Source organism: Pseudomonas sp. Pseusp16 (assembly GCF_047324915.1).
GTDB lineage: Bacteria > Pseudomonadota > Gammaproteobacteria > Pseudomonadales > Pseudomonadaceae > Aquipseudomonas > Aquipseudomonas fluorescens_CD.
Genome location: NZ_CP168522.1, coordinates 1,805,884 through 1,831,017, shown reverse-complemented (window position 1 = coordinate 1,831,017; position 25,134 = coordinate 1,805,884). Strand labels below are relative to the sequence as shown.

26 protein-coding genes are annotated in these 25,134 nt (G+C 58.7%); 9 read left to right on the top strand and 17 right to left on the bottom strand.

Annotation, left to right across the window (positions count from 1 at the left end; all coding sequences use genetic code 11):
- Window positions 1-24 precede the first annotated feature (24 nt).
- Complete coding sequence (locus ACEN8Q_RS08025; RefSeq protein ID WP_413428817.1) at window positions 25-516, top strand: GNAT family N-acetyltransferase; 492 nt, start codon at window positions 25-27, stop codon at window positions 514-516.
- 81 nt (window positions 517-597) lie between these two features.
- Here the strand turns inward: ACEN8Q_RS08025 and ACEN8Q_RS08020 are convergent, their stop codons facing one another.
- From ACEN8Q_RS08020 to ACEN8Q_RS08010, 3 genes are all read right to left on the bottom strand, one after another.
- Entirely contained in the window at window positions 598-807 is a 210-nt protein-coding gene (locus ACEN8Q_RS08020) for a hypothetical protein (RefSeq protein ID WP_413428818.1), read from the bottom strand.
- 168 nt (window positions 808-975) lie between these two features.
- Window positions 976-2,712 (bottom strand): phosphoethanolamine transferase CptA, encoded by a 1,737-nt coding sequence (locus ACEN8Q_RS08015; RefSeq protein WP_413704922.1) that lies wholly within the window; start codon window positions 2,710-2,712, stop codon window positions 976-978.
- 198 nt (window positions 2,713-2,910) lie between these two features.
- Window positions 2,911-3,093 (bottom strand): DUF6026 family protein, encoded by a 183-nt coding sequence (locus ACEN8Q_RS08010; protein WP_347906748.1) that lies wholly within the window; start codon window positions 3,091-3,093, stop codon window positions 2,911-2,913.
- A 272-nt stretch (window positions 3,094-3,365) separates the two neighbouring features.
- On the opposite strand from ACEN8Q_RS08010, the gene gnd reads away from it, so the two are divergent.
- Genes gnd through ACEN8Q_RS07995 form a run of 3 tightly spaced genes read left to right on the top strand, consistent with a single transcriptional unit; the run spans window position 3,366 to window position 6,675 of the window.
- The gene (gene gnd / locus ACEN8Q_RS08005; RefSeq protein ID WP_413704921.1) at window positions 3,366-4,346 is read left to right on the top strand and encodes a phosphogluconate dehydrogenase (NAD(+)-dependent, decarboxylating); all 981 of its coding nucleotides are present in this window, start codon (window positions 3,366-3,368) and stop codon (window positions 4,344-4,346) included.
- Window positions 4,343-5,857: a glucose-6-phosphate dehydrogenase gene (gene zwf / locus ACEN8Q_RS08000; protein WP_413704920.1), complete on the top strand. Its 1,515-nt coding sequence runs from the start codon at window positions 4,343-4,345 to the stop codon at window positions 5,855-5,857. The genes gnd and zwf overlap by 4 nt, the downstream gene beginning before the upstream one ends.
- Window positions 5,854-6,675 (top strand): HAD family hydrolase, encoded by an 822-nt coding sequence (locus ACEN8Q_RS07995; RefSeq protein ID WP_413427467.1) that lies wholly within the window; start codon window positions 5,854-5,856, stop codon window positions 6,673-6,675. Before zwf ends, ACEN8Q_RS07995 begins: the two co-directional genes overlap by 4 nt.
- 130 nt (window positions 6,676-6,805) lie before the next feature.
- Here the strand turns inward: ACEN8Q_RS07995 and nhaB are convergent, their stop codons facing one another.
- From nhaB to ACEN8Q_RS07980, 3 genes are all read right to left on the bottom strand, one after another.
- A complete protein-coding gene (nhaB, locus tag ACEN8Q_RS07990) occupies window positions 6,806-8,308 on the bottom strand; it encodes a sodium/proton antiporter NhaB (RefSeq protein WP_413704919.1) in 1,503 nt (500 codons plus the stop codon).
- Window positions 8,309-8,386: 78 nt separating this feature from the next.
- Window positions 8,387-9,676 (bottom strand): hypothetical protein, encoded by a 1,290-nt coding sequence (locus ACEN8Q_RS07985; RefSeq protein WP_413427469.1) that lies wholly within the window; start codon window positions 9,674-9,676, stop codon window positions 8,387-8,389.
- Between the two features lie 286 nt (window positions 9,677-9,962).
- Complete coding sequence (locus ACEN8Q_RS07980) at window positions 9,963-10,229, bottom strand: hypothetical protein (RefSeq protein WP_007983639.1); 267 nt, start codon at window positions 10,227-10,229, stop codon at window positions 9,963-9,965.
- Between the two features lie 342 nt (window positions 10,230-10,571).
- On the opposite strand from ACEN8Q_RS07980, the gene ACEN8Q_RS07975 reads away from it, so the two are divergent.
- Window positions 10,572-11,897 (top strand): sigma 54-interacting transcriptional regulator, encoded by a 1,326-nt coding sequence (locus tag ACEN8Q_RS07975; protein ID WP_413427470.1) that lies wholly within the window; start codon window positions 10,572-10,574, stop codon window positions 11,895-11,897.
- Window positions 11,898-11,952: 55 nt separating this feature from the next.
- On the opposite strand, the gene ACEN8Q_RS07970 is transcribed toward ACEN8Q_RS07975, so the two are convergent.
- From ACEN8Q_RS07970 to pnuC, 8 genes are all read right to left on the bottom strand, one after another.
- Window positions 11,953-13,260: a hypothetical protein gene (locus tag ACEN8Q_RS07970; RefSeq protein WP_413427471.1), complete on the bottom strand. Its 1,308-nt coding sequence runs from the start codon at window positions 13,258-13,260 to the stop codon at window positions 11,953-11,955.
- Window positions 13,261-13,306: 46 nt separating this feature from the next.
- Window positions 13,307-14,068, bottom strand: a complete 762-nt coding sequence (locus ACEN8Q_RS07965) for a hypothetical protein (RefSeq protein WP_413704918.1) — start codon at window positions 14,066-14,068, stop codon at window positions 13,307-13,309.
- A gap of 26 nt (window positions 14,069-14,094) precedes the next feature.
- Window positions 14,095-14,775: a C39 family peptidase gene (locus tag ACEN8Q_RS07960; protein ID WP_413427473.1), complete on the bottom strand. Its 681-nt coding sequence runs from the start codon at window positions 14,773-14,775 to the stop codon at window positions 14,095-14,097.
- Window positions 14,776-14,836: 61 nt separating this feature from the next.
- A complete protein-coding gene (locus ACEN8Q_RS07955) occupies window positions 14,837-15,664 on the bottom strand; it encodes a heme utilization protein (protein WP_413704917.1) in 828 nt (275 codons plus the stop codon).
- Window positions 15,665-15,728: 64 nt separating this feature from the next.
- On the bottom strand, window positions 15,729-16,307 hold the full coding sequence (locus tag ACEN8Q_RS07950) for an adhesin (protein WP_413427475.1): 579 nt from the start codon (window positions 16,305-16,307) through the stop codon (window positions 15,729-15,731).
- A gap of 1 nt (window position 16,308) precedes the next feature.
- Window positions 16,309-16,755: a hypothetical protein gene (locus tag ACEN8Q_RS07945; RefSeq protein WP_413427476.1), complete on the bottom strand. Its 447-nt coding sequence runs from the start codon at window positions 16,753-16,755 to the stop codon at window positions 16,309-16,311.
- Window positions 16,756-17,240: 485 nt separating this feature from the next.
- The gene (locus ACEN8Q_RS07940; protein WP_413427489.1) at window positions 17,241-17,765 is read right to left on the bottom strand and encodes an AAA family ATPase; all 525 of its coding nucleotides are present in this window, start codon (window positions 17,763-17,765) and stop codon (window positions 17,241-17,243) included.
- Window positions 17,762-18,325, bottom strand: a complete 564-nt coding sequence (pnuC, locus tag ACEN8Q_RS07935; protein ID WP_413427477.1) for a nicotinamide riboside transporter PnuC — start codon at window positions 18,323-18,325, stop codon at window positions 17,762-17,764. The genes ACEN8Q_RS07940 and pnuC overlap by 4 nt, the downstream gene beginning before the upstream one ends.
- Before the next feature lie 403 nt (window positions 18,326-18,728).
- On the opposite strand from pnuC, the gene ACEN8Q_RS07930 reads away from it, so the two are divergent.
- The gene (locus tag ACEN8Q_RS07930; protein ID WP_413427478.1) at window positions 18,729-19,559 is read left to right on the top strand and encodes an undecaprenyl-diphosphate phosphatase; all 831 of its coding nucleotides are present in this window, start codon (window positions 18,729-18,731) and stop codon (window positions 19,557-19,559) included.
- Window positions 19,556-19,987: a DUF1294 domain-containing protein gene (locus ACEN8Q_RS07925; RefSeq protein ID WP_413427479.1), complete on the top strand. Its 432-nt coding sequence runs from the start codon at window positions 19,556-19,558 to the stop codon at window positions 19,985-19,987. The genes ACEN8Q_RS07930 and ACEN8Q_RS07925 overlap by 4 nt, the downstream gene beginning before the upstream one ends.
- A gap of 8 nt (window positions 19,988-19,995) precedes the next feature.
- Here ACEN8Q_RS07925 and ACEN8Q_RS07920 read toward each other — a convergent pair whose 3' ends face one another.
- A complete protein-coding gene (locus ACEN8Q_RS07920) occupies window positions 19,996-20,355 on the bottom strand; it encodes an MmcQ/YjbR family DNA-binding protein (RefSeq protein WP_413427480.1) in 360 nt (119 codons plus the stop codon).
- Window positions 20,352-21,260, bottom strand: coding sequence for a LysR substrate-binding domain-containing protein (locus tag ACEN8Q_RS07915; RefSeq protein WP_085717517.1), 909 nt, complete (start codon window positions 21,258-21,260; stop codon window positions 20,352-20,354). Before ACEN8Q_RS07915 ends, ACEN8Q_RS07920 begins: the two co-directional genes overlap by 4 nt.
- A 131-nt stretch (window positions 21,261-21,391) precedes the next feature.
- Between ACEN8Q_RS07915 and ACEN8Q_RS07910 the strand changes: the two genes are divergently transcribed.
- Window positions 21,392-22,003, top strand: coding sequence for an FMN-dependent NADH-azoreductase (locus tag ACEN8Q_RS07910; RefSeq protein WP_413427481.1), 612 nt, complete (start codon window positions 21,392-21,394; stop codon window positions 22,001-22,003).
- Between the two features lie 168 nt (window positions 22,004-22,171).
- The gene (locus ACEN8Q_RS07905; protein ID WP_413427482.1) at window positions 22,172-23,209 is read left to right on the top strand and encodes an alpha/beta hydrolase family protein; all 1,038 of its coding nucleotides are present in this window, start codon (window positions 22,172-22,174) and stop codon (window positions 23,207-23,209) included.
- Between the two features lie 517 nt (window positions 23,210-23,726).
- On the opposite strand, the gene ACEN8Q_RS07900 is transcribed toward ACEN8Q_RS07905, so the two are convergent.
- Window positions 23,727-24,923 (bottom strand): MFS transporter, encoded by a 1,197-nt coding sequence (locus tag ACEN8Q_RS07900; protein WP_413427483.1) that lies wholly within the window; start codon window positions 24,921-24,923, stop codon window positions 23,727-23,729.
- Between the last annotated feature and the right edge of the window lie 211 nt (window positions 24,924-25,134).

Below are 25,134 nucleotides of genomic sequence, written 5' to 3'. Positions count from 1 at the left end.
CTTCATGTGTGATCGAGGATGGAAATGGACTCCGCAGAAATTCTTGTGCTTCAGGCCAGTTACACCAATCCGGTGCATGCCGAGGCTATTTGTCTGGTGTTGAACCACTACGCCGAGGATCCGATGGGGGGTGGTCAGTCGTTGCCAGCCAATGTACTGGAGCAACTCCCGGCAGAGCTTGCCAGGCGTCCCCACGCCTTCAGTGTGCTGGCGTTTGTCGGGGGCGAGCCAGCCGGGCTGGTCAATTGCTTCGAGGGGTTCTCGACCTTTGCCTGCCGGCCGTTGGTCAATGTGCACGATGTGTCGGTGGTGAAAAAATTTCGCGGGTTGGGCTTGAGCCGGAAGATGCTGCAAAAGGTCGAGGACATCGCCCGTCAGCGTGGTTGCTGCAAGCTCACCCTGGAGGTGCTGGAAGGCAATGCCGTGGCGCAGGGCGCTTATGCAAAAGCCGGTTTTGCCGCCGGCATGTTCGATCCGGCCCATGGACGCATGCTGTTCTGGACCAAGAGCCTCTGACTCAACAGGAAAAAAAGGGCGTCCATCAGGACGCCCGAACGATGTTCTCCAACTGTAGAGCCGCAGTCAGAGGTCCATGGATCATTTCGGTCTGTAGGTTTCAGTCATTTGTGCGGTTTGATCGTCGGGTACCCGCAGCTCAGAGCTTTGGATCGGATGGCCCAGGGCTTGTTGCTGGGCCAGTCGCAGACTTTCGTAGTAATAGCGCATGCGTTCGGCTCCACCCTCGGCAAATGCGCTGGCCGAGCCCAGTGCCATCAGGCCGGCGAGGATCGCGGCGGTGCGTTTCATGGTATGCCTCCCACTGAAGTTGTCGGATGCCTTTCGTCCATGAGCCAATGAATCAGTGTCGAAATGGCATTATCCGCCGATTCGGTTAAATGGGAATTAACTTCATCAACGGCTGCCATTTCCGAAGCGAGAAGATGAAAAAGGGGCCGGAAGCGGCCCCTGAAAGGATTACTGCTGAACAATTGCGGGTGGCGTTTTCGGCTTCATCAGGCTGAAGTCGATCAACGCGCGTTGCTCGCGCTCATACGGGTTGCCGATCATCAATGGCCGGGCCTTGAAACTGTCGCTGACCACACTTTTGCTTTGATCGAGTTCGTCGAAGCTCAGGCCTGCCAGATCGGCCCAGGTGTGGATCAGGTGCGAGCTGCTGTAAGGCCGCGAGAGATCACCGGCGAGGTTCCAGTCATGGCTTGCCCGCCATTTCGGCGAAGCCCAGGCCATGAACGGAATGGTGTACATCGGTGCTGTCGGCTTGTTCTCGTTGCGCCCCAGTGTGCTGTGGCCCACGGAATCGAACACGTCTTCGCCATGGTCGGACAGGTACAGCAGGAAGCCGTTCGGATCGGTCCTGGCGTAGTCCTTGATCAGGCTGGACACCACGAAGTCGTTGTACAGCACGGCATTGTCATAGCTGTTGTACGTCGGCAACTGGTCATCGCGAATGCCGGCCGGTACGCCAGTGCGGTCCTGGAACTTGTCGAAGGTCGGCGGGTAGCGGTACTGGTAGCTCATGTGCGTGCCGAGCAAATGCACGACGATGAGCTTGCGCGGTGCCCCGTCGGCCAAGGCCTTGTTGAATGGCTCGATCACGTCGCCATCGTACTGGGCGGCGTTCTGGTTGCGGTTGTTGTTCAGATACACCTGCTGGTCGGCCTGTTCGGAAAAGGTCGTGAGCATGGTGTTGCGCTTGGTCATGGTCTGCTGGTTGGTGATCCAGAAGGTCTTGTAACCGGCCTGTTTCATCATGCTGACCAGCGATGGCGTCGACAGGTACAGGTCCGGGTTTTCTTCGTCGGCGAAGGTCAGGACCTGCTGCAGCGCCTCGATGGTGTAGGGGCGCGGGGTGATGACGTTGTCGAAAACGTCCAGTTGATCCTTGAGCTTGTCCAGTTCCGGCGTGGTTGGCCGGGGATAGCCGTACAGGCTCATGCGCTGACGGTTGGTGGACTCGCCGATCACCAGCACCAGAGTCGCAGGCGTGTTGGCCATGGCATCCTTGAGGTTATGCAGTGGTGGAATCTTGCTGGCGCTTTCCAGCATGTCCTGCATACCGGCCAGGGTTTCCAGGTAACGGTGATAGGCCACGGCCATCTGCCACGGCACCGCAGGTTCGATGCGGGTTTCGAACTTCTCGAACCCGGCCGCGAAACTGCCGGTACGCTGGGTCTGCTTGATCAGCGGATAAGCGACCACGGAGACCAGAATGGCCACTGCTGCCACGATTGCCTTGCCGCGAGGCAGGTACACCGGGCGCAGGCGCGTCCACAGGAACCAGGAGAAAGCGCTGTGGGCCAGGAATGCCGGGACCATCCACCAGGCAAAATACTGGGTCATGTACTCGCCGGCTTCAGCCACGTTCGATTCGAACATGATGAAGATGACGCTCTGGGAAAATTCCTGCTGATAAATGAAGAAATAACCCAGGCTCGCCATGGAGCACGTCCACAGCACGACGCCGATCACTGCGGACATGACACGGGTTTGCCGGGGGAACAGCAACATGGGCGCCAGCCAGATGGCGCTCATGACGAAGGCCTGGCGGAATCCGCTAAAGCCGGAGGTGCCAGTCAGCTGGATCAGTAGTTGGGTAATGCCGGAAAAGTACCAGAAGAAAACAAACAGCCAGACGAATCCGGCCCAATCAAAAGCTGTCGCAGTAGTTTTACTGCGTTCAAACAAGGACATTCAGCGCTCCAGCCGAGAATTCACTACCACCGCCGGGACTTGGGTATCGCGGACGACGAACGATGGCCGCGCGGAATCGGGCGACCTAAACCAGTAATTATTGTGAAACAATTGTGAAAATTATGTGAGGTGCCAGGGAGGGCAGGGCGTGAGCCGGTGCGGAAGCAGTGCAGACTGCTCCCGCTTCAAAGGAGGGAATCAGGCGAGTGGGGCGCGCTGCACCACAGCCAGGGGCTGCACTTGATTGGCTTGCAGCAGCAGCCGCAATTGCGCCAGTTCCTGCTTCAACTGATCGCGTTCGTCCTTCAACTGGCGCAATTCATCGCGACGGATAGTGACGTAAAGGGTTTGTGCTGGCAGTGCGGTATGTACTGTGCCCATTGCTCACCTCGCAAATGGCGTGTCTCAACTGTAGGTACGCCTCGAAATCCGGGGCTGACCTACTATCGGCGCCAATTTTGATTTCTTTTGCCCCCGAAGGGAACTTTTTTATTTTTCATGGTCGTTGTGTCTTCGGTTTGATTCCCGACGTTATCCATCAGGATCGGGCACAATGCCCGGAAACTTCACGCCAACGCTCTGGACTAACCTCATGAGTCGCGTTGGGCTATAACCTTTGACACACTTTAATTTGTAGTAGGGAGCATCAGCACATGCAACTCGGGATTATTGGACTGGGCCGCATGGGCGGCAATATTGCGCGGCGCCTGATGCTCAACGGGCACACCACCGTTGTTTACGATCGCAATACCGCCTTTGTCGAAGCCCTGGCCACAGAGGGCTCCACTGGCGCCGCCGATCTGCCGGCGCTGGTTGCCGGCCTGGCCAGGCCGCGTGCGGTCTGGGTCATGCTGCCGGCCGGCGCGCCGACCGAAGAGACCATCGACACCCTGAGCACCTTGCTCGAACCCGGCGACACCATCATCGACGGCGGCAACACCTTCTATAAGGACGATATCCGCCGGGCGAAAACCCTGTCGGAAAAAGGCCTGCATTACATCGATGTCGGTACCTCCGGCGGCGTCTGGGGCCTGGAGCGCGGTTACTGCATGATGATCGGCGGCGATGCCGAGACCGTCAGGCGCCTTGACCCGCTGTTCGCAACCCTGGCCCCGGGCCTGGGCGACATCCCGCGCACCAAGGACCGCAAGTCCGACGACGATCGTGCCGAGCGTGGCTACATTCACGCCGGTCCCGCCGGTGCCGGGCATTTCGTGAAAATGATCCACAACGGCATCGAATACGGAATGATGCAGGCCTTCGCCGAAGGCTTCGACATCCTGCAAACCAAAAACAGTGAGAGCCTGCCACAAGACCAGCGCTTCGACCTGAACGTCGCCGACATCGCCGAAGTCTGGCGTCGTGGCAGCGTGGTGTCTTCGTGGTTGCTCGACCTGACCGCCGACGCCCTGGCCAGTGATCCGAAACTCGACGGCTTTTCCGGCTCCGTGGCCGACAGCGGTGAAGGTCGCTGGACCATCGAAGCCGCGATGGAGCAAGCGGTGCCGGTGCCGGTGCTGTCGAACTCGCTGTTCTCCCGCTACCGCTCCCGTGGGCAAGGTACCTTTGGCGACAAGATTCTCTCGGCCCAGCGCTTCGGCTTCGGCGGCCATGTGGAGACCTCGAAAAAATGACCCATGCGATCCGCAGGAAATCCAAGGCCGAGCCCGCACCACCGACGACGCTGTTTCTGTTTGGCGCCCACGGTGACCTGGTCAAGCGTCTGTTGGTACCGGCGCTGTATAACCTCAAGCGCAACGGCTTACTCGGGGATGGACTGCGGATCATCGGCGTTGACCACAACGCCATCAGCGATGAAGGCTTTGCGCAAAAGCTCGAAGACTTCATTCAGAACGAGATGGCTGGCAAGGGCGACCACACCCTTGATCCAGCGCTCTGGTCCAAACTTGCCAAAGGCATCAGCTACGTCCAGGGCGACTTCCTGGACGCCAGCACTTATCAAGCGCTGGCGGCGAAAATCGCCGACAGCGGAACCGGCAATGCGGTGTTCTACCTGGCTACCGCGCCGCGTTTCTTCAGTGAAGTGGCACGCCGCCTCGGTGCCGCCGGCTTGCTGGAGGAAACCCCCGAGGCTTTCAGAAGGGTCGTGATCGAAAAGCCCTTCGGCTCCGACTTGCAAACGGCCGAGGCCTTGAACGCCTGCCTGCTCAAGGTGATGACGGAAAAGCAGATCTACAGGATCGACCATTACCTGGGCAAGGAGACCGTACAGAACATTCTGGTCAGCCGGTTCTCCAACAGCCTGTTCGAAGCGTTCTGGAACAATCACTACATCGATCACGTGCAGATCACTGCCGCCGAAACCGTCGGCGTGGAAACCCGTGGCAGTTTTTATGAGCACACCGGCGCGCTACGGGACATGGTGCCCAATCACCTGTTCCAGTTGCTCGCGATGGTGGCGATGGAGCCTCCCGCCGCGTTTGGCGCCGATGCGGTCCGTGGCGAAAAAGCCAAGGTCGTCGGTGCGATCAGGCCCTGGACGGTCGAGGAGGCCCGCGCCAACTCGGTGCGTGGCCAATACGTCGCGGGTGAGATCGGCGGCAAGGCACTGCCGGGCTATCGCCAGGAAGACAAGGTCGCGCCCGACAGCAATACCGAAACCTATGTGGCCCTCAAGGTCATGATCGACAATTGGCGCTGGGTCGGGGTGCCGTTCTACCTGCGTACCGGCAAGCGCATGAGCGTGCGCGACACCGAGATCGTGATTTGCTTCAAACCGGCGCCCTATGCGCAGTTCCGCGATACCGAGGTCGATGAGTTGCAACCGACCTATTTGCGCATTCAGATCCAGCCCAACGAAGGCATGTGGTTCGACCTGTTGGCCAAGCGGCCCGGTCAGGCCCTGAAGATGGACAACATCGAGCTGGGGTTTGCCTACAAGGACTTCTTTGAGATGCAGCCATCCACCGGCTACGAAACCCTGATCTACGATTGCCTGACAGGCGATCAGACGTTGTTCCAGCGCGCCGACAACATCGAAAACGGCTGGCGCGCCGTACAGCCGTTCCTGGATGCCTGGCAGCAGGATTCCAGCGTGCAGAGCTATGCCGCCGGGGAAAACGGTCCCAAGGCCGGCGAAGAATTGCTCATCCGTGACGGTCGCGTCTGGCACCGTCTCGGATGAAGGAGGCCACGCAACGCCCCATTGGTTTTTTGCTCAGTGACATGGACGGCACGTTGCTGCTGCCCGATCATGGCCTGAGTCAGCGCACCATCGACGCCGTCCGCTCGTTGCGCGAGGCGGGTGTACTGTTCAGTCTGGCCACTGGCCGGCCACCCAAGGCCATGTTGCAAGTCATTGAAGCCCTGGGCGTCGACCTGCCGACGGCGGCCTTCAATGGCGGGACGCTGGTCAATCCGGACGGCAGTATTCTGGTTGCGCACTATTTGCCGGCTACTGCCGCATTAACCACATTGACGCTGCTTTGCGGCCTGCCAGAGGTTGAGGTCTGGGTGTTCAGTGGCGGCGACTGGCTGGTCAAGGATGCGAACGGCCCGATGGTGCCTCGTGAGCAACACGGCTTGGGGTACCCGCCGGTGGTGGTCGACAGTTTCGAACCCTATCTGGAGCGCATCGACAAGATCGTTGCCGCGAGCAACAACACCGGATTGTTGATCGAGCTCGAAGCGCGGCTGCTACAGCAGGTAGTAGGCCAGGCACAGGTGTCGCGCTCCCAACCGGTGTATCTGGATGTGACCGCCATGCAAGCCAACAAGGGAGAGGCATTGGTGACGCTGGCCAGGCATCTCGGTGTGCCGCTGGAACAGACGGCGGCGATAGGGGATGGCGGCAATGACCCGGCAATGTTTCAGGTTGCCGGGCTGTCGATTGCCATGGGGCAGGCGGAGGATGCGGTGCGGCGCCAGGCCGATGTGGTCACCGGTGCCAATACCGAAGACGGTGCTGCGCAGGCAATCGAGCAATACATCCTCCCTCGATAACAACGCAAAACCCCTGTGGGAGCGGGCTTGCTCGCGAATGCGGTGTGTCAGATACATCAATGTTGACTGACACACCGCATTCGCGAGCAAGTCGGATCGCCGCACCGCCGCTCCCATATTCTGTTTCGGGTCAGAGCCAGTAGCTCACCGCATACCACCCGAGCAAGCCCATCACCACGGTGTAAGGCAACGCCATCCAGACCATTCGCCCATAAGACAGGCGTACCAGCGGTGCGATCGCCGAGGTCAGCAGGAACAGGAACGCCGCCTGACCGTTGGGCGTCGCCACGCTCGGCAGGTTGGTGCCGGTATTGATCGCAATGGCCAGCGTCTCGAAATGCTCACGGGTCATCTCACCCGCCATGAATGCACGCTTCACTTCAGTGATGTAGATGGTTGCCACGAACACGTTGTCGCTGATGGCGGACAACAGGCCGTTGGCAATGAACAGCATGCCCGGCTGTTGGTCCGCTGGCAGTGTCAGCACCCAGTGGATCAGTGGGGCGAACAGTTGCTGATCGTGAATCACCGCGACGACGGCGAAAAACACCACCAACAACGCGGTGAACGGCATGGCGTCCTTGAACGCGGTGCCAAGGCGGTGTTCGTCGGTGATGCCGGTAAAGGCGGTGATCAATACGATCACCATCAGGCCGATCAAGCCCACTTCGGCGATGTGGAACGCCAGCCCGGCAATCAGAATCAATGCGGCAACGCCTTGCACCAGAAGCGCTGCACGTTGGCGAGTGGTGCGCTCGGCATTGTCTTCGGCGGCGTAGTTGGCCAGCACCGCATGGACGTTATCCGGCAGCAGCGTGCCGTATCCGAACCAGCGCAGCTTTTCCAGCAGGACACACGTTACCAGCCCGGTAACCAGTACCGGCAGGGATACCGGCGCAACCCGGGTAAAGAACTCGGAGAAGTGCCAGCCCATTTCATGGCCGATCAGCAGGTTCTGCGGTTCGCCGACCAGCGTGCAAACACCGCCCAGAGCAGTGCCCACGGCACCGTGCATCAGCAGGCTGCGCAGAAAGGCGCGGAACTGTTCGAGATCCCCCTGGTGCAGGGTAGGCAGATGCTGGTCGTCGCTGAACTCGCTGTCCTGACGCGGATCGTTACCCGAGGCAACGCGGTGATACACCGAGTAAAAGCCTACGGCGGCACTGATAATCACGGCGGTCACGGTCAGGGCATCGAGGAACGCCGACAGAAATGCTGACAAAAAGCAGAACATCAGGGCCAGCAGGGCCTTGGAGCGAACCCCCAACAGCAGGCGCGAGAACAGGTACAGCAACAAGTCCTTCATGAAATAGATACCGGCCACCATGAACATCAGCAGCAGGATCACCGGGAAGTTGTGCAACAACTCCTCGTACAACGCCTGGGGCGTAGTCATTTTCAGCAACAGGGCTTCAATCAGCAACAGGCCGCCGGGCATCAGCGGATAACACTTGAGTGCCATGGCCAGGGTGAAGATGAACTCCAGCACCAGTAGCCAGCCGGCAGCCATCGGGCCTGCGGCCCACAGCACCAGGGCATTGAGAATCAGAAAGCCGACGATGCAGGCCTTGTACCAACGGGGCGAGTTCCCGAGAAAGTTGTGTGCGAACGCCTGGGCCATTGAGCCGGACATCGGCTGCTCCTTGTTTTAAGAAGCGCGCAAGTTGCCGCAAGCAGCCTGGAAGATCAAGCGCAGTACTACTGCATCGGTTCAGCCCAGATATCGCGTGACTACTGCCTTGTAACTGCCATGCAACGAATAGCCACCAGCCACGATGTTGCCATCGGCCTGCACCGCGACACAGGTGGCAGTATCCAGGCTGGGGCCGAGGCGGCTCCGCACAAAGCCGCGGCCTGCACCAAAGCGGGGATCGAGATGGCCATTGGGCAGGTACCGTCCGACAATGAAGTCTGCCTCAACGCCGCCGATGGTCGCGCCCGCCGTGATCAAACGGCCATCGGGCTGTAATTGCGCGGCACTCCACTGGCAGCCGCTGCGGCCAATTTCCAGGCATCGCGGGTGGCCGCTGTTGCAGTGGTTGTCGGGGCGGCCGTTGCTGTGCATTTTAAAGGTCAGGCAATGCATCGGCTCATGACTGCTGCCCACACACAGGATATCGCCAGTGTGTTGCTGGACCACCTGACTGACTTGGGCACCATGCCCATGCGCCTTGAACGTCATGAATCCATCCACGGCAAAGCTCTCGTCGAGGCGCCCATCCGGGTGATAGCGGGCCAGCAAGCCTTCTTCAGGGAAGTTGATCGATCCACCCACCAGAATCCGACCGTCGCGTTGAACGGTCAGGCTGCTGAGCCAGGTATTCACCAGCAGGTGCCGTACCACGACAAAGCCGTTGCCATTGAACGAGCAGTCCAGCGAGCCTTCGACATCCAGCCGTATCAACAGGCCCACGTGATCGGCCAGTTCGTAGTAATGGTTGGCCAGGACCAGGATCCGGCCGTCTTGCTGTACGTCCACATCGCAGGCTTCTGCGCCTGGCACACCGGGAGGCAGCCAGATATCACGCATGCCCAGGGAAAGACCGCCAGGCAATCGTACGACGCGCTGGCCATTATCGCCAAAGCCGTGAACCAGATTGCCCCGCTGATCCAGCAATGCGAGGGCCGGGAGCGTGTGGTGCGCGTTTTCGTAGTGCAGACCGGCCAACAGGATATTGCCGTCGGGCATGACCACAACCTTGGCGCCCATGGCTTCGAATCCCGGTTCGAATTGCCCGATGATGCTGCCTTGCTTACCGAACGCGAGGTCCGCGGAACCATCCTCCAGCAAGCGGGCCAGGCCAAAGCGGCAGCCATCGGCCATGGTGACCTTCGCAGCCACCAGCAAACGGCCCTGGGCATCGATTGCGACGTCGTTGGCAATGCTGGAAAGGCTGTCGGCGAAATACACCTGGGTTTTGCCATTGGCGGCAAACGTTGCATCGAGGGTGCCGGCGGTTTTCCGGGTGGTGGGGTAGGCAATAGCGGGCCGGATTGACATGAACCGCATCTCCTTGCGAGTCGTCCGGATCCAGAAGTTTGGGTGGCGACGTAATAAGGAGACTATTCAATCCCTGAATGGGGAGATGCACAACAGTGAGAAGTAACAGACGGAGAGTCGCTGTGTGCCACAACAGTGTCTTTTCGAACCAATAGCGAGCCTGCGAAGTACCGGGTGCGTAAAAGTACGAACTTGCGGAGGTAATCAGTGCGGATGGGCGAGAGCGTTCAGCCCAACTAATGACAGGGGGAGGGTGCGGATTACCCCGGGGTAATCCGCAAAACGATTAGTGCGGCATCGACCACGACTGCAGTGTGTAACCTTCCTGGCTCAATTCGGCGCGGGCCTGTTCCAGCAGCAGTTCGAGTTGTGCCGGATCGGAATAAGCGCTGCTTGGAATCTGCTTGCGGCCAATGCTGGTGCTGGTGCGGTCGATAACGGTCAGGCTGAGTTCGCCATTACCGTCTTGTGGAGCCCAGGCCACGCATTTGAATGGTTTAAATGCGCGGTCGGCAATCAGAAGTGCTTCGTTGATACGCAGCGGGGCGTTCATAGGGTCTTCTCTCAGTTTGCCCAATCAAGTGATGTGCCGACGGTTGGGCTTACCGTTCAGCTGGTTACTTGTACTGATGCCCGCAACCGGGGGTTGGGTCACACACAATCAAAAGAATTTTCCACTTTATTTCATATACTCAAGTATGAGCCTGACATTGAAAGCTGAATGAAAGGAAAGAGTCGTTAGGTAACTATCAAAAGTGCTTCTTATAACCGGTTTTATGACAACGCTATAGTCAAACAGTTCAAGGGCCTGTCAAATTCTTGCTAATGTTACAGCCAGGTCCGCCAAACGACTGTTTTTAATAAATTTTCTTAAATTTGGCGCCAAGGAACAGTCATGAGCGATGCGCCTGCTTTACGACGTTTACTAGTGGTGGACCCCTGCGACGATTGCCATCGTCTGATCCCCGGATTGCGGGCTATCGGTTGGGACGTTGATAGCTGCACGCTGGAGAACGCCGCTGACCGATCCTGTGACGTGGGTTTGTTACGCTTGCAGCCCTTTCACCTACAGCACCCGGAAGCTGTCAAAGCGTTGATCAGCCGCAGTGGCACCGAGTGGATAGCCGTACTCAATCAGGAAGTGCTGCGACTGCAAAATGTCGGCGACTTTGTCTGTGAATGGTTTTTTGACTTTCATACCTTGCCATTCGATGTGTCCCGGGTCCAGGTAACATTGGGGCGCGCGTTTGGCATGGCGCGCTTGCGCGGGCAGGGCACGGTCTATGTCGACCAGCCCGAGCACGAATTGCTGGGCGACAGCAAGCCTATTCGTGAGCTGCGAAAGCTGTTGAGCAAACTGGCTCCGACCGAATCTCCGGTGTTGATTCGGGGTGAAAGCGGCACTGGCAAGGAACTGGTCGCACGAACCCTGCATCGTCAGTCCCAGCGTCACAACAAACCCTTCATTGCGATCAATTGTGGTGCGATTCCCGAACATTTGATCCAGTCCGAGCTGTTTGGCCATGAGAAAGGTGCATTCACCGGCGCGCACCAGCGCAAGGTCGGACGGATAGAAGCCGCCAACGGTGGCACCCTGTTTCTCGACGAGATTGGTGACCTGCCACTGGAGTTGCAGGCCAACCTGTTGCGGTTCCTCCAGGAAAAACACATCGAGCGGGTGGGTGGCAGTCAGCTGATTCCGGTGGATGTTCGGGTTCTGGCGGCAACACATACCGACCTTGAAGCCGCCATCGAGAAGAAGCGCTTTCGCGAAGACTTGTATTACCGCTTGAACGTACTGCAAGTGGCAACCGTTCCGCTGCGCGAGCGCCATGGCGACCTGGCGACGCTGGCCAACCACTTCTCCCATCTCTACAGCCATGAAACCGGGCGCCGCCCGCGCAGTTTCAGCGAAGACGCATTGATTGCCATGGGCAAACACGACTGGCCAGGCAATGTTCGCGAACTGGCCAACCGCGTTCGTCGCGGACTGGTGTTGGCCGAAGGCAGGCAGATCGAGGCCCGCGATCTGGGGTTGATCAGCCAGCATACAATCGCCGCGCCGATGGGGACCCTCGAAGAATACAAGTCCCGGGCCGAACGCCAGGCGTTGTGTGATGTATTGAATCGCCACAGCGATAACCTGAGTGTCGCCGCCAAAGTATTGGGTGTGTCGCGACCGACCTTCTATCGCTTGTTGCACAAGCACCAGATTCGCTGAACCGCAGCCTGAAAAAACCGTTGCGATTGCAATTGCAGCGGTTTTTTTGTTCGGGTCAGAAGTAGTAAGGGAGTTTCAGGCTGAACTGGAAGTCCGGGGCATCGTCCGTCATGCCGATGGACAGGTTGGGGACGATGGTCAGATTGTCGGTGGCCGCAATGGTCATGCCGATGTTGAAGTAGCCGGCGTTGGCATCGCTGGACACCACCGATTGCCAATCCCCGCCATCTTCCTTGAGCTTGCTTTTGCGTTGCACCAGGTCAGAGACCGAGAACGACATACTCATCTTTTCGTTCAAGGCGAACGCAATACCGGCGCCGATCTGGAAACTGTCGCCAATGCGGACTTTGCCCGGTGTCTTGACCGCCGGGTTGGAGCTGATGTCGTCGAAAGACTCTTCCAGGTTGTGCGTGTAGGACAGGCTGCCGAACAGCACTGCCGGATCGAACGTCTTGACCAGAGAGATCCCCGGCGTAATCGACCAGACGCCGTTACCGGTAGGCAAGGACTCAGGCACGGCCAGGTTGGAGTTATCGGCCGCCCGAATCAGCTTGATGCCGAACGGGTCTTTGCCGGTCGGTGCCTTGACGCGCAAGGTCACCACGGCATCCGGCGTGCTGGCCGATTCGTCGAGGAATTTGTAGGCGATACCGAAGTTGACGTCACCAATGGTCGGGTCTTCCTTGACCGTATCTTCGGTCGTGACGTTGGCGGTGCCGTTGTTGCCGCCACCGGACTGGTACGTGGATTGGCGGTAGACCACCGGCACGTTCAGGTCGAATTGCCAGCGATTGTTGAAGTTGTAGCGGCCGGTGAGGTCAAGCGTCCAGGTGTCGGCCTTGATCCGGTCCAGGTTGATGGAGCCCAGGAAGATCGAGTCCAGGGCGAGAAAGCCGTTGAGGATCAGTTGGCGGGTATCGTATCGGGAGTAGGTTATTCCGGTTTCGAAGCTGAACTTGCCACCGCCGAAGAATCCGCTGGCCTCGTCATACAGGTTTGAAACGCTTTGCGCCGGTTGAGAGTCATCGGCCAGCGATTGTCCATAAGAGCTGCCGCTGCCCCCGGCGGCGCCCCCTGAAGCCGCCGCGGCGCCGGTGCCGGTGGCGACTTTTGGATTGCCTTTGAGGTCCGCTGGCGACTTGGCCAGGCGTTTAGGGGGGGGCGCAGCGGGTTGGTCTTCGACCTGGCGGACCCGTTGTTCGAGAACCGCCAAGGCTTTTTGCTGTACTTCGTATCGCTGCTTCAACTCCAGAAGCTCTTGTTTGAGAGCCTCCATTTCCGGGTCAGGTGCTGCCTGCAACATCGCCGCGGGGAGTAGAGCACTCAAGCATGCAACTGCACGCAGTGATACTGATCGGTACATGAAATAAGCCGTCCATTTGTGCCCAATGCTCGAGACTCAGCGTAGTTCAATACCCCAGGGTCCGTAATGCAGCGAGTTGGTTCAGGTTGCAGTCCAATACACTGGCACTCGGGCCATTATTGTTGAGCACTACGTTGAGTTGAGTCATGTTGTCGACCACGTTGCTGCTGCCCAGCAACCGGGTATTTTGCAGCAACCCGCCTTGGGCGACCTGTTGCAGGCTTGAGCCCTGGTTATTGTTGGCAGTAATGGCCATCTGAACTCCGCCGCCCGTCGCGGACACGGCGACACTGCCTGCGGCATTGCCGCCGGTAATGGTTTGACCGGCTATCAGCGCCTGCCCCTGGCTCGGCACCAGTGCCGGGGCCGTGCTGGCCTCTTTGACGTTGATGGCGATGTTGTTGTTTGAGCTGTTGCCATCGCCTGCGGCCCGTGTGACCTGGGTGATGCCCCGAGAGGTGTTGAGTCCGGCGCCACCCATCACGTTACCGGTACCCTCGTTGTGCGAACGGCCTTTACCGGATTGTTTGATGGTCGAAACATAGAACTCGGGCTTGACCGTTTCGGCCTGGAGTTGCATCGAGGAGGATGCCCCGATCAGATCACCACTGGCGTTGCGCCAGGTACTGCTCATGACGACTCCGAAACTGATGATCCGCCCCGGCATAACATACCGGCCACGCAACTCGGCCAGTTCCTGGTCCTTGAGTTCGATGGGCCTGAATTCATCAGCAAAACCTGATGTGGTCGCTGCCAGACAGGCGGCGACCACCCAATACGAGGTTTTCATTTGCTGCTCCCGGAGCATCCTGCCCCCTATCATCTTGTTGGCGATTAAAAGAAGTCGCTCTGTATGAAGCCAAAATCCATCAATTCAGCGTCTTTGACCGGGTTGAAATTATCCATCTTGTTCTTGGCTGTCAGCGGTTCCGGCGGGCTGCGTAACGCATTGGACTTGTCGTAACCGGGACCGACGATGGCGAAGACAATGCCATTCCAGCCTTTGACAAAGTCATCATGGGAGTAGCGTTTGTGACCAAGTACCGGGTCGCCGATATAGACCCAGTTCCTGTCCGCCCGCTGCAACACCACGAAGTGCTTGTAGCCGCGAATTTCCATCAGTACCACCACCGGAATCGTCACTGAATCGAGTCTTTCAGGCGGGATTTTGTAGCCTCGGGCGCGCATGCCGATGCTTTCTATGTAGCGCTTCATGTCCAGCATGGAAAAACCCTGGGTACGTACAAGGTCCTGGTCGGCGTAGACCAGCATGCCTTTGATGATGTGCTCCTCATCGACGTCGAGCCAATAGGCCTGGCGCAGTATCGTTGCCAGCGCGGCGGCGCCACAGCTGAAATCGGTTTTCTGTTCGACGATGTCGCTGAACTTGCGCTCGCGCAAACTCTGTACGTGCTTGTACACCAGTACGCCACCCGGCAGGGCCGCAACCGGCATCTGTGCGGCCTGGGTCAGGCCAGACAGGCAGAGCAGGGCGAAAAGGGCCGTCTTACGCATGGACGATACGCCTCCAGACCGAGGAAAAGCGTCGTCGCCGAGGCTTTCATGACGGTCGCGATTATGGGCATGATTTGCAGCCTGCGGCGATGGACAGCGAGTTGCTTTGCTGGTTGCCGACGCCGGACGATACGTTGGCTCCGCCGTTGCCGGAGAAGCTGTTCATCGAGCCCGTGATCGAAGCATTGTTGGTTACAGGAGGTCTCCAGCCTTCTGGTGTCATCACTTGTTGTGTGGTTATGCCGGACAGACCGAGTACACCTACGGGTACGAAATCAGTCCTGGCGTTGTTGGTGACTTTCAGCCCGGACGTGCTTTGGTTCGCCGCCGCCGCGGCTACTGCTACACGGCCGCCGGAAACGGCAATCGCCAGGTTGTTTTTCTGTTGGTTGAAGTCGCCGGTGGTCACGTTGATGCCGATGTTGCCGGAACCGCTGTTGCCAGAGTTATTGAGCGTTGTGTTGTTGGTGTTGGAGTGGTTCCTGGCGGTGTTGCCGGTGCTCTTCTGAGTCGCGCTGGAGACGGTGACGGCGGAGCCGAAGATGAAGGCTTCGTCAGCCGTGGCAAGGGCGGCGGCGTTGTCTTGCTGGTTGCCGTTACCGGCTGCAACGTTGGCGCCCATGTTGCCGTTGGAGTTGTTCAGGGAGTTATCGATTTTGGCGTCGTTTTTGGTGCCCCGGTTCACTACCCCGCTGTCACTGCTTTCCTGCGAGTCCAGCACGGCGGCCCCGGCGCCTGCGGTAATCTGCAGAATCTGATCCAGCGATGGGCCATTAGGCGGTTGGTTGCTGCCCTGTCCATTGCCCTGCACGGGATCAGCCTGGGCTGCGAATGCCATCACTGCTGCCAGGGCGAAAGCCAGTGGTTTGAGAGCAGTTATCGGGTTCATGGTGATTCTCCGTGCTCATTAGTTGGTCAAGTGTTGGTACTTCCCCATTCGCACTGTATCGGGGTCAGTCAGAGACCCGGATACTCAGGGTGTTAGCCATTCGGTTCCCCACCCCGGCACTCTGGTTCACCTGGATCACGCCCCGGCTGCCGGTGAAGGCCTGGTCGCTTGTCACGACCTGGCGACTGCCGTTTGGGGTGCCAGTTGCTCCCGAGTTCGGTAGCAACGCCACGTTCTGTTGAGAAAGAGCACTGTCGTCGATGGCTTGCGGTGCAGCGCCGATGCTGATGCGCAGGGCGTTGACCATCTGGCTGTTCGCCCCGGCGCCCTGGTTGACGCCCAGCACGCCGCTGCCATTGCTGAAGGCGGTGCCGCCGATAGTGGCCGTCGCATCCATCGACGGATTGGCGGGCGTGGTGATTTTCTGCTGGACACTGGTGGTCGCACCGGCTTCGGTACCAATGGCGATCGCGCGGACGTTGGCCTGCTGCTGTTGATCACCCGCCGCCTGGTTGACGCTGAAGTTGCCTCGGTATTTAGTGCCGGAATCCTGGATGGAGGCGTTGTTCATTGAACGGACGCCCGAGTCGGCCATCACGCCGGTGCATCCGAGCAGGGCAAGTAACAGGAGGGAACGACTCATCTCATTGGCCTCCCGCCATTCTGCCCAGTGAGCCGAGGCCGCTGCTCATGGCACGATTGATGGTTCCGGAAATAGCGCCGCCACTGCCACCCCCTTGGCCGACAGACATGCCAGGCAAACCGTTGGGGTTGGTGACGACGTTGAAACCTTGCATGCCACCCAGGCTTTGCCCGTTGCTGTTGCGAAGGGCCGTTCCGGTGGTGACCCCGGCAATGTCGGCGTCACTGAGTTCGCCGGTGACGCGGGCCGACGGGTTGGCATTGACGGTGTTCGGGGTCGGATCCCTGCCGCCACTGCGACCGATGGGCGTTGTGTGAATGGTACGATCGAGCACGATGACACCGTTGCCTTCGGCTTGTACGTTCAAACTGAGAACAGTACTGGCAACACTTCCGATCAGCAGTAGGCAGGTCAAGCCTCTTTTTTTGAGAATCCCCACAGTGGTCATTCCTTCTTTCCTGGCTGGCCCTTGTCAGCCATGGAAGAAAGAGAGCGAAACCTGTGCCGGTTTTTGAATATGGCGTTGATTCAACGGCTTACGGAGTTTGTCAAAAAACACTTTGTCGGGGATGTTTCATCGGTGAGACAGCGCCCGTCGCGGGCAGCCCGCAAATGCGGATGCACCGCTCTGATGACCCCCTGTAGGAGCGAGCTTGCTCGCGATGGTCGTTAACGATGCCGCGTGTTAACTGACTAAACGCAGCGTCCTTGAGACCATCGCGAGCCAGCTCGCTCCTACAGAGTCCCTGACTGAATAGCATTGCCCTCTGGAGCGAGGGTTCCAGTGATTCTGTATCAATCCCTTAACAAATCCGCCGGCCAAACGATGAAGGGCGTTCAAATGGGCTGTTTGAGACAGGGAGGGTGTTTCAGGACCGGACATTTTTTCCCAAAACAGGGTGGGGGGAGTGGGGAAATCCCCCCAAATGCCGGTCAGGCGTCGAGCAATCGGGTCACGGCGTCCAGTGCACGGCGTCGGCGTTCTGCCCAATCTCCGTGCAGTACTTGAACCGGTTGTGCGTGGTGCTCAAGCCAGGCGAGGGTCTGGTCGAAAAAAGCCTGGCGCTCACTCAATCGGGGCTGACAACGCTGACCGTCGTCAGTCCATTTGACGTGTTCCGGCGACAGCAGCAGGTGCAAGTCGTAATGCCGGGCCAGAAGCGCTTGTTCAATCCAGGCGGGGCAATCGCCAAACAGGGTTTGGCTCCAGAGGATATTGCTCAGCAGGTGCGTGTCGAGGATGAGCAAGGACGGTTGTTGCGCCCGCGCTTGGTCTTCCCATGCCAGCTGACCGCGGGCGATGGGCGTAATGTCCGCCAGCGTGGTGTCCCGTGGATTCTGCTCGATGAACCAGCGCACATACTCGTCAACCAGAATCCCGCCGAAACGCTGTTGCAACTCGGCCGCCAGCCAGCTTTTACCGCTGGATTCGGGGCCTGTGAGTACCAGGACCTTCATGCGCGCAAAGCCGGATCGGCGCGCCATTCGCGCCAGCCCTGCACGGCGATAACGGTGAACAACCCGTACAGCGTGGCGGTCAGGTACAGGCCTTTATAGATGAACAACCCGACGAAAATCACATCCAGGGCGATCCACAGCGGCCAGCACTGGACACGTTTTTGCGCCATCCAGACCTGCGCCACCAGGCTGAATCCGGTCAGCGCCGCATCGAGCCAGGGTTGCGCTGCGTCGGTCCAATGGACCATGGCCGCTCCCAGCAACAGGCTGCCGAGTGCGCCAATGGCGAGGCTCACCGCCACGGACCGGCCATCGAGCCGACTGACTTCGCGGCCATGTGTCGTTTCACCAACCCGTGTCCACTGCCACCAGCCGTAAAGCTGCAAGGCGGCATAGACGACTTGCAGCAGCATGTCCGAATACAGCTTCACCTCGAAAAAGACCCAGCTATATAACAGCACCATGACCAGGCCGATGGGCCAGCACCAGGGGTTCTGTTTGACCGTCAGCCAGACGGCAATCACACCGAGGGCGGCGGCAAACAGTTCAAGCCCGGACATGGAGGTTCCTTGGGGAAATCGAAGAGGGGGCCGATTGTAACCGGATTGGCGTGCGCAATCTCGTGGCGAAGGGCATACGCCACTGGAACGTGAAACGGTCCTGAAATATGCCGTGGCCTGCCGGTTTCATCGGCTCCGATCGCCGCGGATTCTTGTTCCTGTCATAAACCATTGCCAGCATCCAGCCACGCCATGTCGCATGAGCCTGTACGAGCGCCGCCCGGACTTGTCTGCTAGGATTCCGGCCCCGCACGGGTAAACCTGATTCAGGGTGTTTTTTCACAGGATTTTTACAGTGCTGTGGTGATCCTTGATGCGTGGGGCTTCAGTACGCTGATCGCAATGAAAGCTTTTGAAAAATACTAACGGGGCATGCCGGCGCGCATAGCCTTTTGGGGGATTGATGGATCTTTGGACCGCCTTTCAGGCATTGATTCTTGGGGTTGTAGAAGGGCTGACCGAATTCCTGCCCATTTCCAGTACCGGCCACCAGATCATCGTCGCCGACTTGCTCGGCTTCGGGGGCGAACGGGCGATGGCGTTCAACATCATTATTCAGCTGGGTGCCATCCTGGCGGTGGTGTGGGAGTTTCGACGCAAGATCCTTGACGTGGTTATCGGCCTGCCGACCCAGCCGAGTGCGCGGCGGTTTACCGCGAACCTGTTGATCGCGTTCTTGCCGGCGGTAGTGTTGGGCGTCATCTTCGCCGACCTTATCCACAAATACCTGTTCAATCCCATCACCGTGGCAACGGCGCTGGTCGTGGGCGGGGTCATCATGTTGTGGGCCGAGCGCCGTCAACATGAAGTACATGCCGAATCGGTGGATGACATCACCTGGAAAGATGCCCTGAAAGTCGGCTTCGCCCAATGCCTGGCGATGATCCCGGGCACTTCGCGTTCGGGCTCGACGATCATCGGCGGGTTACTGTTTGGTCTGTCGCGCAAGACCGCTACCGAGTTTTCGTTCTTCCTGGCGATGCCAACCATGGTCGGCGCAGCGGTGTATTCGGGCTATAAGTACCGTCACCTGTTTGTCCCGGCGGATTTCCCGGTATTCGCAGTCGGCTTCGTCACGGCCTTCGTCTTCGCGATGATTGCGGTTCGCGGGTTGCTCAAGTTCATCGCCAACCACAGCTACGCGGCGTTTGCCTGGTATCGCATCGTGTTTGGCCTGTTTATTCTGGCGACCTGGCAATTCGGTTGGGTTGACTGGAGCGCGGCCAAGCCGTGAGTGACTCACGCTCGCGCAATAACCCCGGACGCCAGTCCGGGGGACAGATCCGTCATTCACGGTTGAAATGGCTGGTGTTTGCGATCCTGTGTGCGTTGCCGCTGTCGGGATCGCTGTCGTCATGGCTGCATGGAGAGTCGCTGATTCCCCTGGCGGCCTACGGCATCGTCAGCGTCGTGACGTTTTTCCTGTACTGGAGCGACAAGCGCAAGGCCCGCGCCGATCAATGGCGCACGCCGGAAAATGTCCTGCATGCGCTGGAGTTTGCCGCAGGCTGGCCCGGCGCATTGCTGGCCCAGCAGGTGTTTCGGCACAAAACGCGCAAAGTCTCGTTCCAGTTGGTGTTCTGGATCATCGTGCTACTGCACCAGGTGTTCTGGATCGATCACCTGTTCCTTGGCGCACACGTGTTCGCCTTGCTCCAATAACGAAGGCCCTACAGCAGGAGTCCGACTTGAGTGCGCTTTGGCAGTCTGCTCACCACCAATTGGTGGGAACGCTGCAGCAATTCCTGTAGTTCTTCGTTACCGAGCGGGTAGGGCGTTTCCATGATGATCCACTGGGCACGCGCCAGATAAGGCGCCGGGTGAATCCCCGGGCGGTCGCAATGACCAAGAAACACATCCTTGTCGACCTTGAAGGCCAGGGAGTCACCCCGCAGGCCCTGCAAGGCGAACATCTTGTTCCCGGCAATCGAAAACACCCGTACACCACCCCATTTGTAGTCTTCCCGCGTTCCAGGCAGGGCGAGGCAAAATTGCGCGACATCCTCTTCGCTCATCCGTCCAGCCTTCATAACAATCGTTCCCCACAGGCATTGAAAGATTCAACCAGATGATCAATCCAGGCGCGTACCGCCGGCATCACCCCGCGTCGATGAGGATAGACCGCTTGCAGCCAGCCACCGGGCAACGACCAGTCGGGCAACAACTGCACCAGTGAGCCGTTTTCCAGTTCCTGCTCGCAATACATCATGGGCAGCATGGTAAAGCCCTGGCCGGAGAGGGTACTGGCCTTGCGCACGATAAAGTCATCAATGCCCAGCCGGGCCTCGAGCGCGAGTTCACAACTTTTGCCTTTTTGATCCAGCATGCGGATGTGCACCATGCGGTCGGCTTCCAGTGCGCCGAGCACCGGCAGGCTTTTCAGATCCTCGGGATGGTTGATCTCACGTCCGACGAGAAAACCGGGACTGGCGACCATCAGCATCTGCGCCTGACGCAGCCGGCGGGTGACCAGCAGCGGGTCTTCGTCGCCCGGTTCCCGCACACGCAGGGCAACGTCAATGCCTTCGTTCACCAGGTCAACCCGCCGGTTGAGCAGCATGACCTCCAGCTGGACTTGTGGAAACCGTTCCAGAAAGTCGCTGATCACCCCCGGCAATATTTCGTGGGCCAGCCCGACCGGGCAGGACACCCGTAAACGCCCGCGGGGCTCGCTGGACATGCTGGCCACGGCCTCGTCGGCCATTTCCGCCTCCAGCAGCATTGCCTGGCAGTGCCTGAGGTAGCGTTCACCCACGGCGGTCAGCTTCAGCTGTCGAGTGGTGCGTTGCAGCAAGCGCGCGCCAAGGCGTTCTTCCAGTTCGGCGATGCGCCGTGACAGTCGTGACTTGGGGATGCCCAGCAATCGTCCGGCTGCCGCGAATCCCCCGGCTTCCACGACTTTGGCGAAGTAATACAGGTCGTTGAGGTCTTGCATGATGTGAGCCTGATTGTTCTATCTGTGAGACGAACTATCGCATTATTGCCGTCTAATCAGCTATTGGTTTCGTATGTAGGATTAGTCCCATCAGATCGCCCTTGTGGGCGATCCTCACTTGGAGATCCCACATGAAACTGCTGCATATCGATTCGAGCATTCTTGGCGACAACTCGGCTTCCCGTCAGTTGAGCGGCGAAGTCGTTAAAGCCTGGCAAACCGCCGAGCCAACCGCCGTGGTGACTTACCGCGACCTGGCCGCCGACGCGATCAGCCACTTCTCGGCCAACACTCTGGTCGCCGCCGGCACCACCGCTGAACTGCGTAATGCCGCACAACAGCACGAAGCCGAACTGAGCGCCTCGACCCTGGCCGAATTCCTCGCCGCCGATGCCGTGGTGATTGCCGCGCCGATGTACAACTTCACCATCCCGACTCAACTGAAGGCCTGGATCGACCGCATCGCCGTTGCCGGTCAGACCTTCCGTTACACCGAAGCCGGCCCTGAAGGCCTGTGCGGTGGCAAGAAAGTCGTGATCGTCTCGACTTCCGGCGGCATTCACGCCGGTCAGGCGACCGGTGTTGCCCACGAAGAATATTTGAAGTTGCTGTTCGGTTTCATCGGTATCACTGACATCGAAATCGTCCGCGCCGAAGGCCTGGCCTACGGTGACGACGTTCGCAACAAAGCCATGAGCGCTGCTCACACGCAAATCAGCGAGCAGCTGTTCGCCGCTGCGTAAGGCTTGCGTAAAGAACGCAACCGTTCAGGTAACACCCAAAAAAACTCTGTATTCTGGTTACGCAAGTACCAGTTACGGAGTTTTTTGTTTCTGGTCGTTTCAGATTGTGGCTCGACTTATGCAGTCAAGGGTTCACGTCTCAAGTCCGGTAACAAGGTGGGGCATCCCATGATGCGACTTTGTGCAACTTTACTGATTTGCCTGCTCAGCAGCCTGAATACAGTGCACGCAGCACCTGCACCGCATCCTCACTGGAGCGTCGGCTTCCATGAGATGACTTTTCTCGATCCGTTGGACCTGCAGCCGATGCGCGCCATCGCCTTCTATCCTTCCAGTGACTGGGAGCACACCAGCAAGCTAGAGGGTTACACCGTCGAAGCCGGGGAAGACAGCAAAGTCGCCATTGGCCGGTTCCCGATGCTGATGCTGTCCCACGGTAATACCGGCACCCCGCTGGCTCTGCACGATCTCGCCACATCACTGGCGCGTAAAGGCTTTGTCGTGGTGGCGGTGATCCATCCCGGTGACAACTCCAGGGACCACAGCCGCCTCGGTACTTTGAGTAACCTGTATGGCCGGCCGATCCAGATTTCCGAAGCCATAACCGCTACCCTGGGCGACCGTATGCTGTCGCCGTTCGTCAATGCCGATCAGGTGGGCGTCATTGGCTATTCGGCCGGTGGCGAGACCGCATTGATCCTGTCCGGCGCGACCCCGGACCTCGATCGCCTGCGCCGTTACTGCCAGGAACGTCCCGATGATCGCGACGCCTGTAACACCCGGGGTGAATTGATTGTCGACCGCGACGACCTGCAACCGGTGGCTGATCCTCGCGTCCACGCCTTGATGCTGATGGCGCCGCTGAGCCTGAAATTCGGCCGCCACACCCTGGCCGATGTGCATGTGCCGGTGCTGCTTTACAGCGGCGATGGCGACAAGCTGGTGGCTGTCGACAAGAACGCCGCAGCACTGGCGCGCAAACTGCCGACGGCGCCTGACTTCAAGCTACTGGCTGGAGCAGGGCACTTCGTCTTCATGGCTCCGTGCAATGACGAGCAGATCGTGATCATGCCGGCGCTGTGCACCGATGCCGATGGCGTCGATCGGCAAGACATTCACCGCAATCTGATCTCTGAAGCCGGAAGCTTCTTCTCACGGACTCTGGGCAGGGCGACCCGGGCCGGGATGCAGACCGCCGATCAGTAAACTTGTGATCGGCGATCGCAGGGTTCAATGACTTTTTGAAAAAACATTTTCCCATGTTGAGTTCGGAAAGATGGTTCGCGGACCGGTTTGATAAATGATGTCACTGATTTTTTAAAACACTGGAAAGTGCCCGCACATAGCAGGCACTCACTATGGATATGGTTTCTGACTTTCCGGGCGTTGGGCACTACTCCTCAGTTGCTCAACACTGAACGGGCAGCACTCATCGCCGATCTCGCCGAGATCATAGCAGACACCGTTATGGCAGATCTGCTGAGCGGAGTCTTGTGCATTTGCATTGGAGTAAAGTGAAATCAGCAAGGGCGGAACGAGCAGGGTCAGCGGTAATAGACGCATATCAATTTCCTGTATTTATAATCTAGGTGAGTTCAGCGCATGTGATTCTGCCTCCATCAATAATTAAAACAACGATAGCACTTTGAATTGATATGTTCGGGGTGTTTCATGTTTGTTTTAAATTGAAATGCATTAGTTGTTGTTTCTTTTTGGGCTGTTTCTAGTGCGATGCGCTCGCCGATTTACGTGCCAGCAATAAAGTCAGTCCCAAACCCGTCACCGACAACAACGCCGCACTGAAGAAAATCCACGCATAACCCAGGTTCAGCGCCACTGCGCCCATCAACGGGCCGGCGATGGCCAGCGCCAGGTCGAAAAACACCGCATAAGCACTCAAGCCCGCGCCCCGACTGGAGTCAGGTACCTGCTTGATGGCCTCGACACCCAGTGCCGGGTACACCAGGGACAGGCCGAATCCGGTCAGGCCGGCGCCAATGAGCGCATACCCGGTCGAAGGAGCCAGCCACAGCAGCACCAGGCCAACCGTCTCGATGCACATGCAGGCAATGGCGGACGTGAACCCGCCGAAACGGCTGATGGCGGAAATGAACAGCAGCCGCGACAGAATGAAACACACCCCGAACACGGTCAGGCAGTAAGCTGCGCCGGTCCAGCCGCGATTGACGTAATACAAGGTGATAAAGGTCGTCAGGGTGCCGTAGCCAATGGACGCCAGGCTCAGGCTCGCGCCAAACGGCGCAATGCGCCCGAACACCGCCCAGAACGGCAGACGCTCACCGCGCACCACGGGCACCGAGGGCTTGTTGCGAATCAGCAGCAGTGCGGCCAGGGCCAGCAGCGACAGGGCGATGCCGAGGCTGGTGAAACCGAGTTGTTGCACCATTACCACGCCCAGCGGTGCACCGATGGCAATCGCACCATAGGACGCAATGCCGTTCCAGGAGATCGACCGCGCGGTATGCTCAGCGCCCACCTGGCCCATGCACCAACTGATGGTGCCGACACCGATCAACCCTTGGGCGATCCCCAGCAACAGGCGCCCGGCGATCAAGATCAGCAGACTGAGCAAGGGAAAGCCTTGCAACAGAGTCGACAGCAAGGTCAACACGCCACTGAGCACGATGCCGGACAAGCCATAGATGATTGCGCGCTTGGTGCCGACGCTGTCGGACATCCGCCCGGCCATGGGCCGGCTGAGCAGGGTAGCGAGGTATTGTGAGCCGATGGTCAACCCGGCCACGATGGCGCTGAATCCGAGTTGTTCGTGGACATAACCCGGCAATACCGCAATCGGCAAACCGATGCAGAGGAAGGCAATGAAGGTATAGAAAACGATGGAGACGATCTGCAGGGTGATCGCCATGGAGCTTTGCGGAGCAGCTTGCTGCACAGACATGAGGGCTCGTTCGCGGGCGGCGGTGGGAGAGCTGCATGATGGCGCGGCGTTGCGATAAAAGAAAGCAGGCTAACTAATTTTTGCAGTTAACCTGACTGTAGGAGCGAGCTTGCTCGCGATGGACGACAACGATAACGCGTGCAACCTGAATGCACGCGTTATCCAGACTTTTTTCGCGAGCAAGCTCGCTCCTACAAGTGCAAGTGCAGCG

Excerpts from the sequence above, each read along its gene's own strand:
- ACEN8Q_RS07955 (WP_413704917.1), bottom strand. The coding sequence starts at position 15,664 with ATGAACCCGATAACTGCTCTCAAACCACTGGCTTTCGCCCTGGCAGCA.
- ACEN8Q_RS07965 (WP_413704918.1), bottom strand. The coding sequence starts at position 14,068 with ATGCTCCGGGAGCAGCAAATGAAAACCTCGTATTGGGTGGTCGCCGCC.
- ACEN8Q_RS07940 (WP_413427489.1), bottom strand. The coding sequence starts at position 17,765 with ATGAAGGTCCTGGTACTCACAGGCCCCGAATCCAGCGGTAAAAGCTGG.
- ACEN8Q_RS08010 (WP_347906748.1), bottom strand. The coding sequence starts at position 3,093 with ATGGGCACAGTACATACCGCACTGCCAGCACAAACCCTTTACGTCACT.
- ACEN8Q_RS08020 (WP_413428818.1), bottom strand. The coding sequence starts at position 807 with ATGAAACGCACCGCCGCGATCCTCGCCGGCCTGATGGCACTGGGCTCG.
- ACEN8Q_RS07920 (WP_413427480.1), bottom strand. The coding sequence starts at position 20,355 with ATGAAGGCTGGACGGATGAGCGAAGAGGATGTCGCGCAATTTTGCCTC.
- gnd (WP_413704921.1), top strand. The coding sequence starts at position 3,366 with ATGCAACTCGGGATTATTGGACTGGGCCGCATGGGCGGCAATATTGCG.
- ACEN8Q_RS08025 (WP_413428817.1), top strand. The coding sequence starts at position 25 with ATGGACTCCGCAGAAATTCTTGTGCTTCAGGCCAGTTACACCAATCCG.
- ACEN8Q_RS07960 (WP_413427473.1), bottom strand. The coding sequence starts at position 14,775 with ATGCGTAAGACGGCCCTTTTCGCCCTGCTCTGCCTGTCTGGCCTGACC.
- ACEN8Q_RS07905 (WP_413427482.1), top strand. The coding sequence starts at position 22,172 with ATGATGCGACTTTGTGCAACTTTACTGATTTGCCTGCTCAGCAGCCTG.
- ACEN8Q_RS07900 (WP_413427483.1), bottom strand. The coding sequence starts at position 24,923 with ATGTCTGTGCAGCAAGCTGCTCCGCAAAGCTCCATGGCGATCACCCTG.
- ACEN8Q_RS07945 (WP_413427476.1), bottom strand. The coding sequence starts at position 16,755 with ATGACCACTGTGGGGATTCTCAAAAAAAGAGGCTTGACCTGCCTACTG.
- zwf (WP_413704920.1), top strand. The coding sequence starts at position 4,343 with ATGACCCATGCGATCCGCAGGAAATCCAAGGCCGAGCCCGCACCACCG.
- ACEN8Q_RS08015 (WP_413704922.1), bottom strand. The coding sequence starts at position 2,712 with ATGTCCTTGTTTGAACGCAGTAAAACTACTGCGACAGCTTTTGATTGG.
- pnuC (WP_413427477.1), bottom strand. The coding sequence starts at position 18,325 with ATGTCCGGGCTTGAACTGTTTGCCGCCGCCCTCGGTGTGATTGCCGTC.
- ACEN8Q_RS07980 (WP_007983639.1), bottom strand. The coding sequence starts at position 10,229 with ATGAACGCCCCGCTGCGTATCAACGAAGCACTTCTGATTGCCGACCGC.
- ACEN8Q_RS07975 (WP_413427470.1), top strand. The coding sequence starts at position 10,572 with ATGAGCGATGCGCCTGCTTTACGACGTTTACTAGTGGTGGACCCCTGC.
- ACEN8Q_RS07930 (WP_413427478.1), top strand. The coding sequence starts at position 18,729 with ATGGATCTTTGGACCGCCTTTCAGGCATTGATTCTTGGGGTTGTAGAA.
- ACEN8Q_RS07995 (WP_413427467.1), top strand. The coding sequence starts at position 5,854 with ATGAAGGAGGCCACGCAACGCCCCATTGGTTTTTTGCTCAGTGACATG.
- ACEN8Q_RS07915 (WP_085717517.1), bottom strand. The coding sequence starts at position 21,260 with ATGCAAGACCTCAACGACCTGTATTACTTCGCCAAAGTCGTGGAAGCC.
- ACEN8Q_RS07950 (WP_413427475.1), bottom strand. The coding sequence starts at position 16,307 with ATGAGTCGTTCCCTCCTGTTACTTGCCCTGCTCGGATGCACCGGCGTG.
- ACEN8Q_RS07910 (WP_413427481.1), top strand. The coding sequence starts at position 21,392 with ATGAAACTGCTGCATATCGATTCGAGCATTCTTGGCGACAACTCGGCT.
- nhaB (WP_413704919.1), bottom strand. The coding sequence starts at position 8,308 with ATGTCCGGCTCAATGGCCCAGGCGTTCGCACACAACTTTCTCGGGAAC.
- ACEN8Q_RS07970 (WP_413427471.1), bottom strand. The coding sequence starts at position 13,260 with ATGTACCGATCAGTATCACTGCGTGCAGTTGCATGCTTGAGTGCTCTA.
- ACEN8Q_RS07985 (WP_413427469.1), bottom strand. The coding sequence starts at position 9,676 with ATGTCAATCCGGCCCGCTATTGCCTACCCCACCACCCGGAAAACCGCC.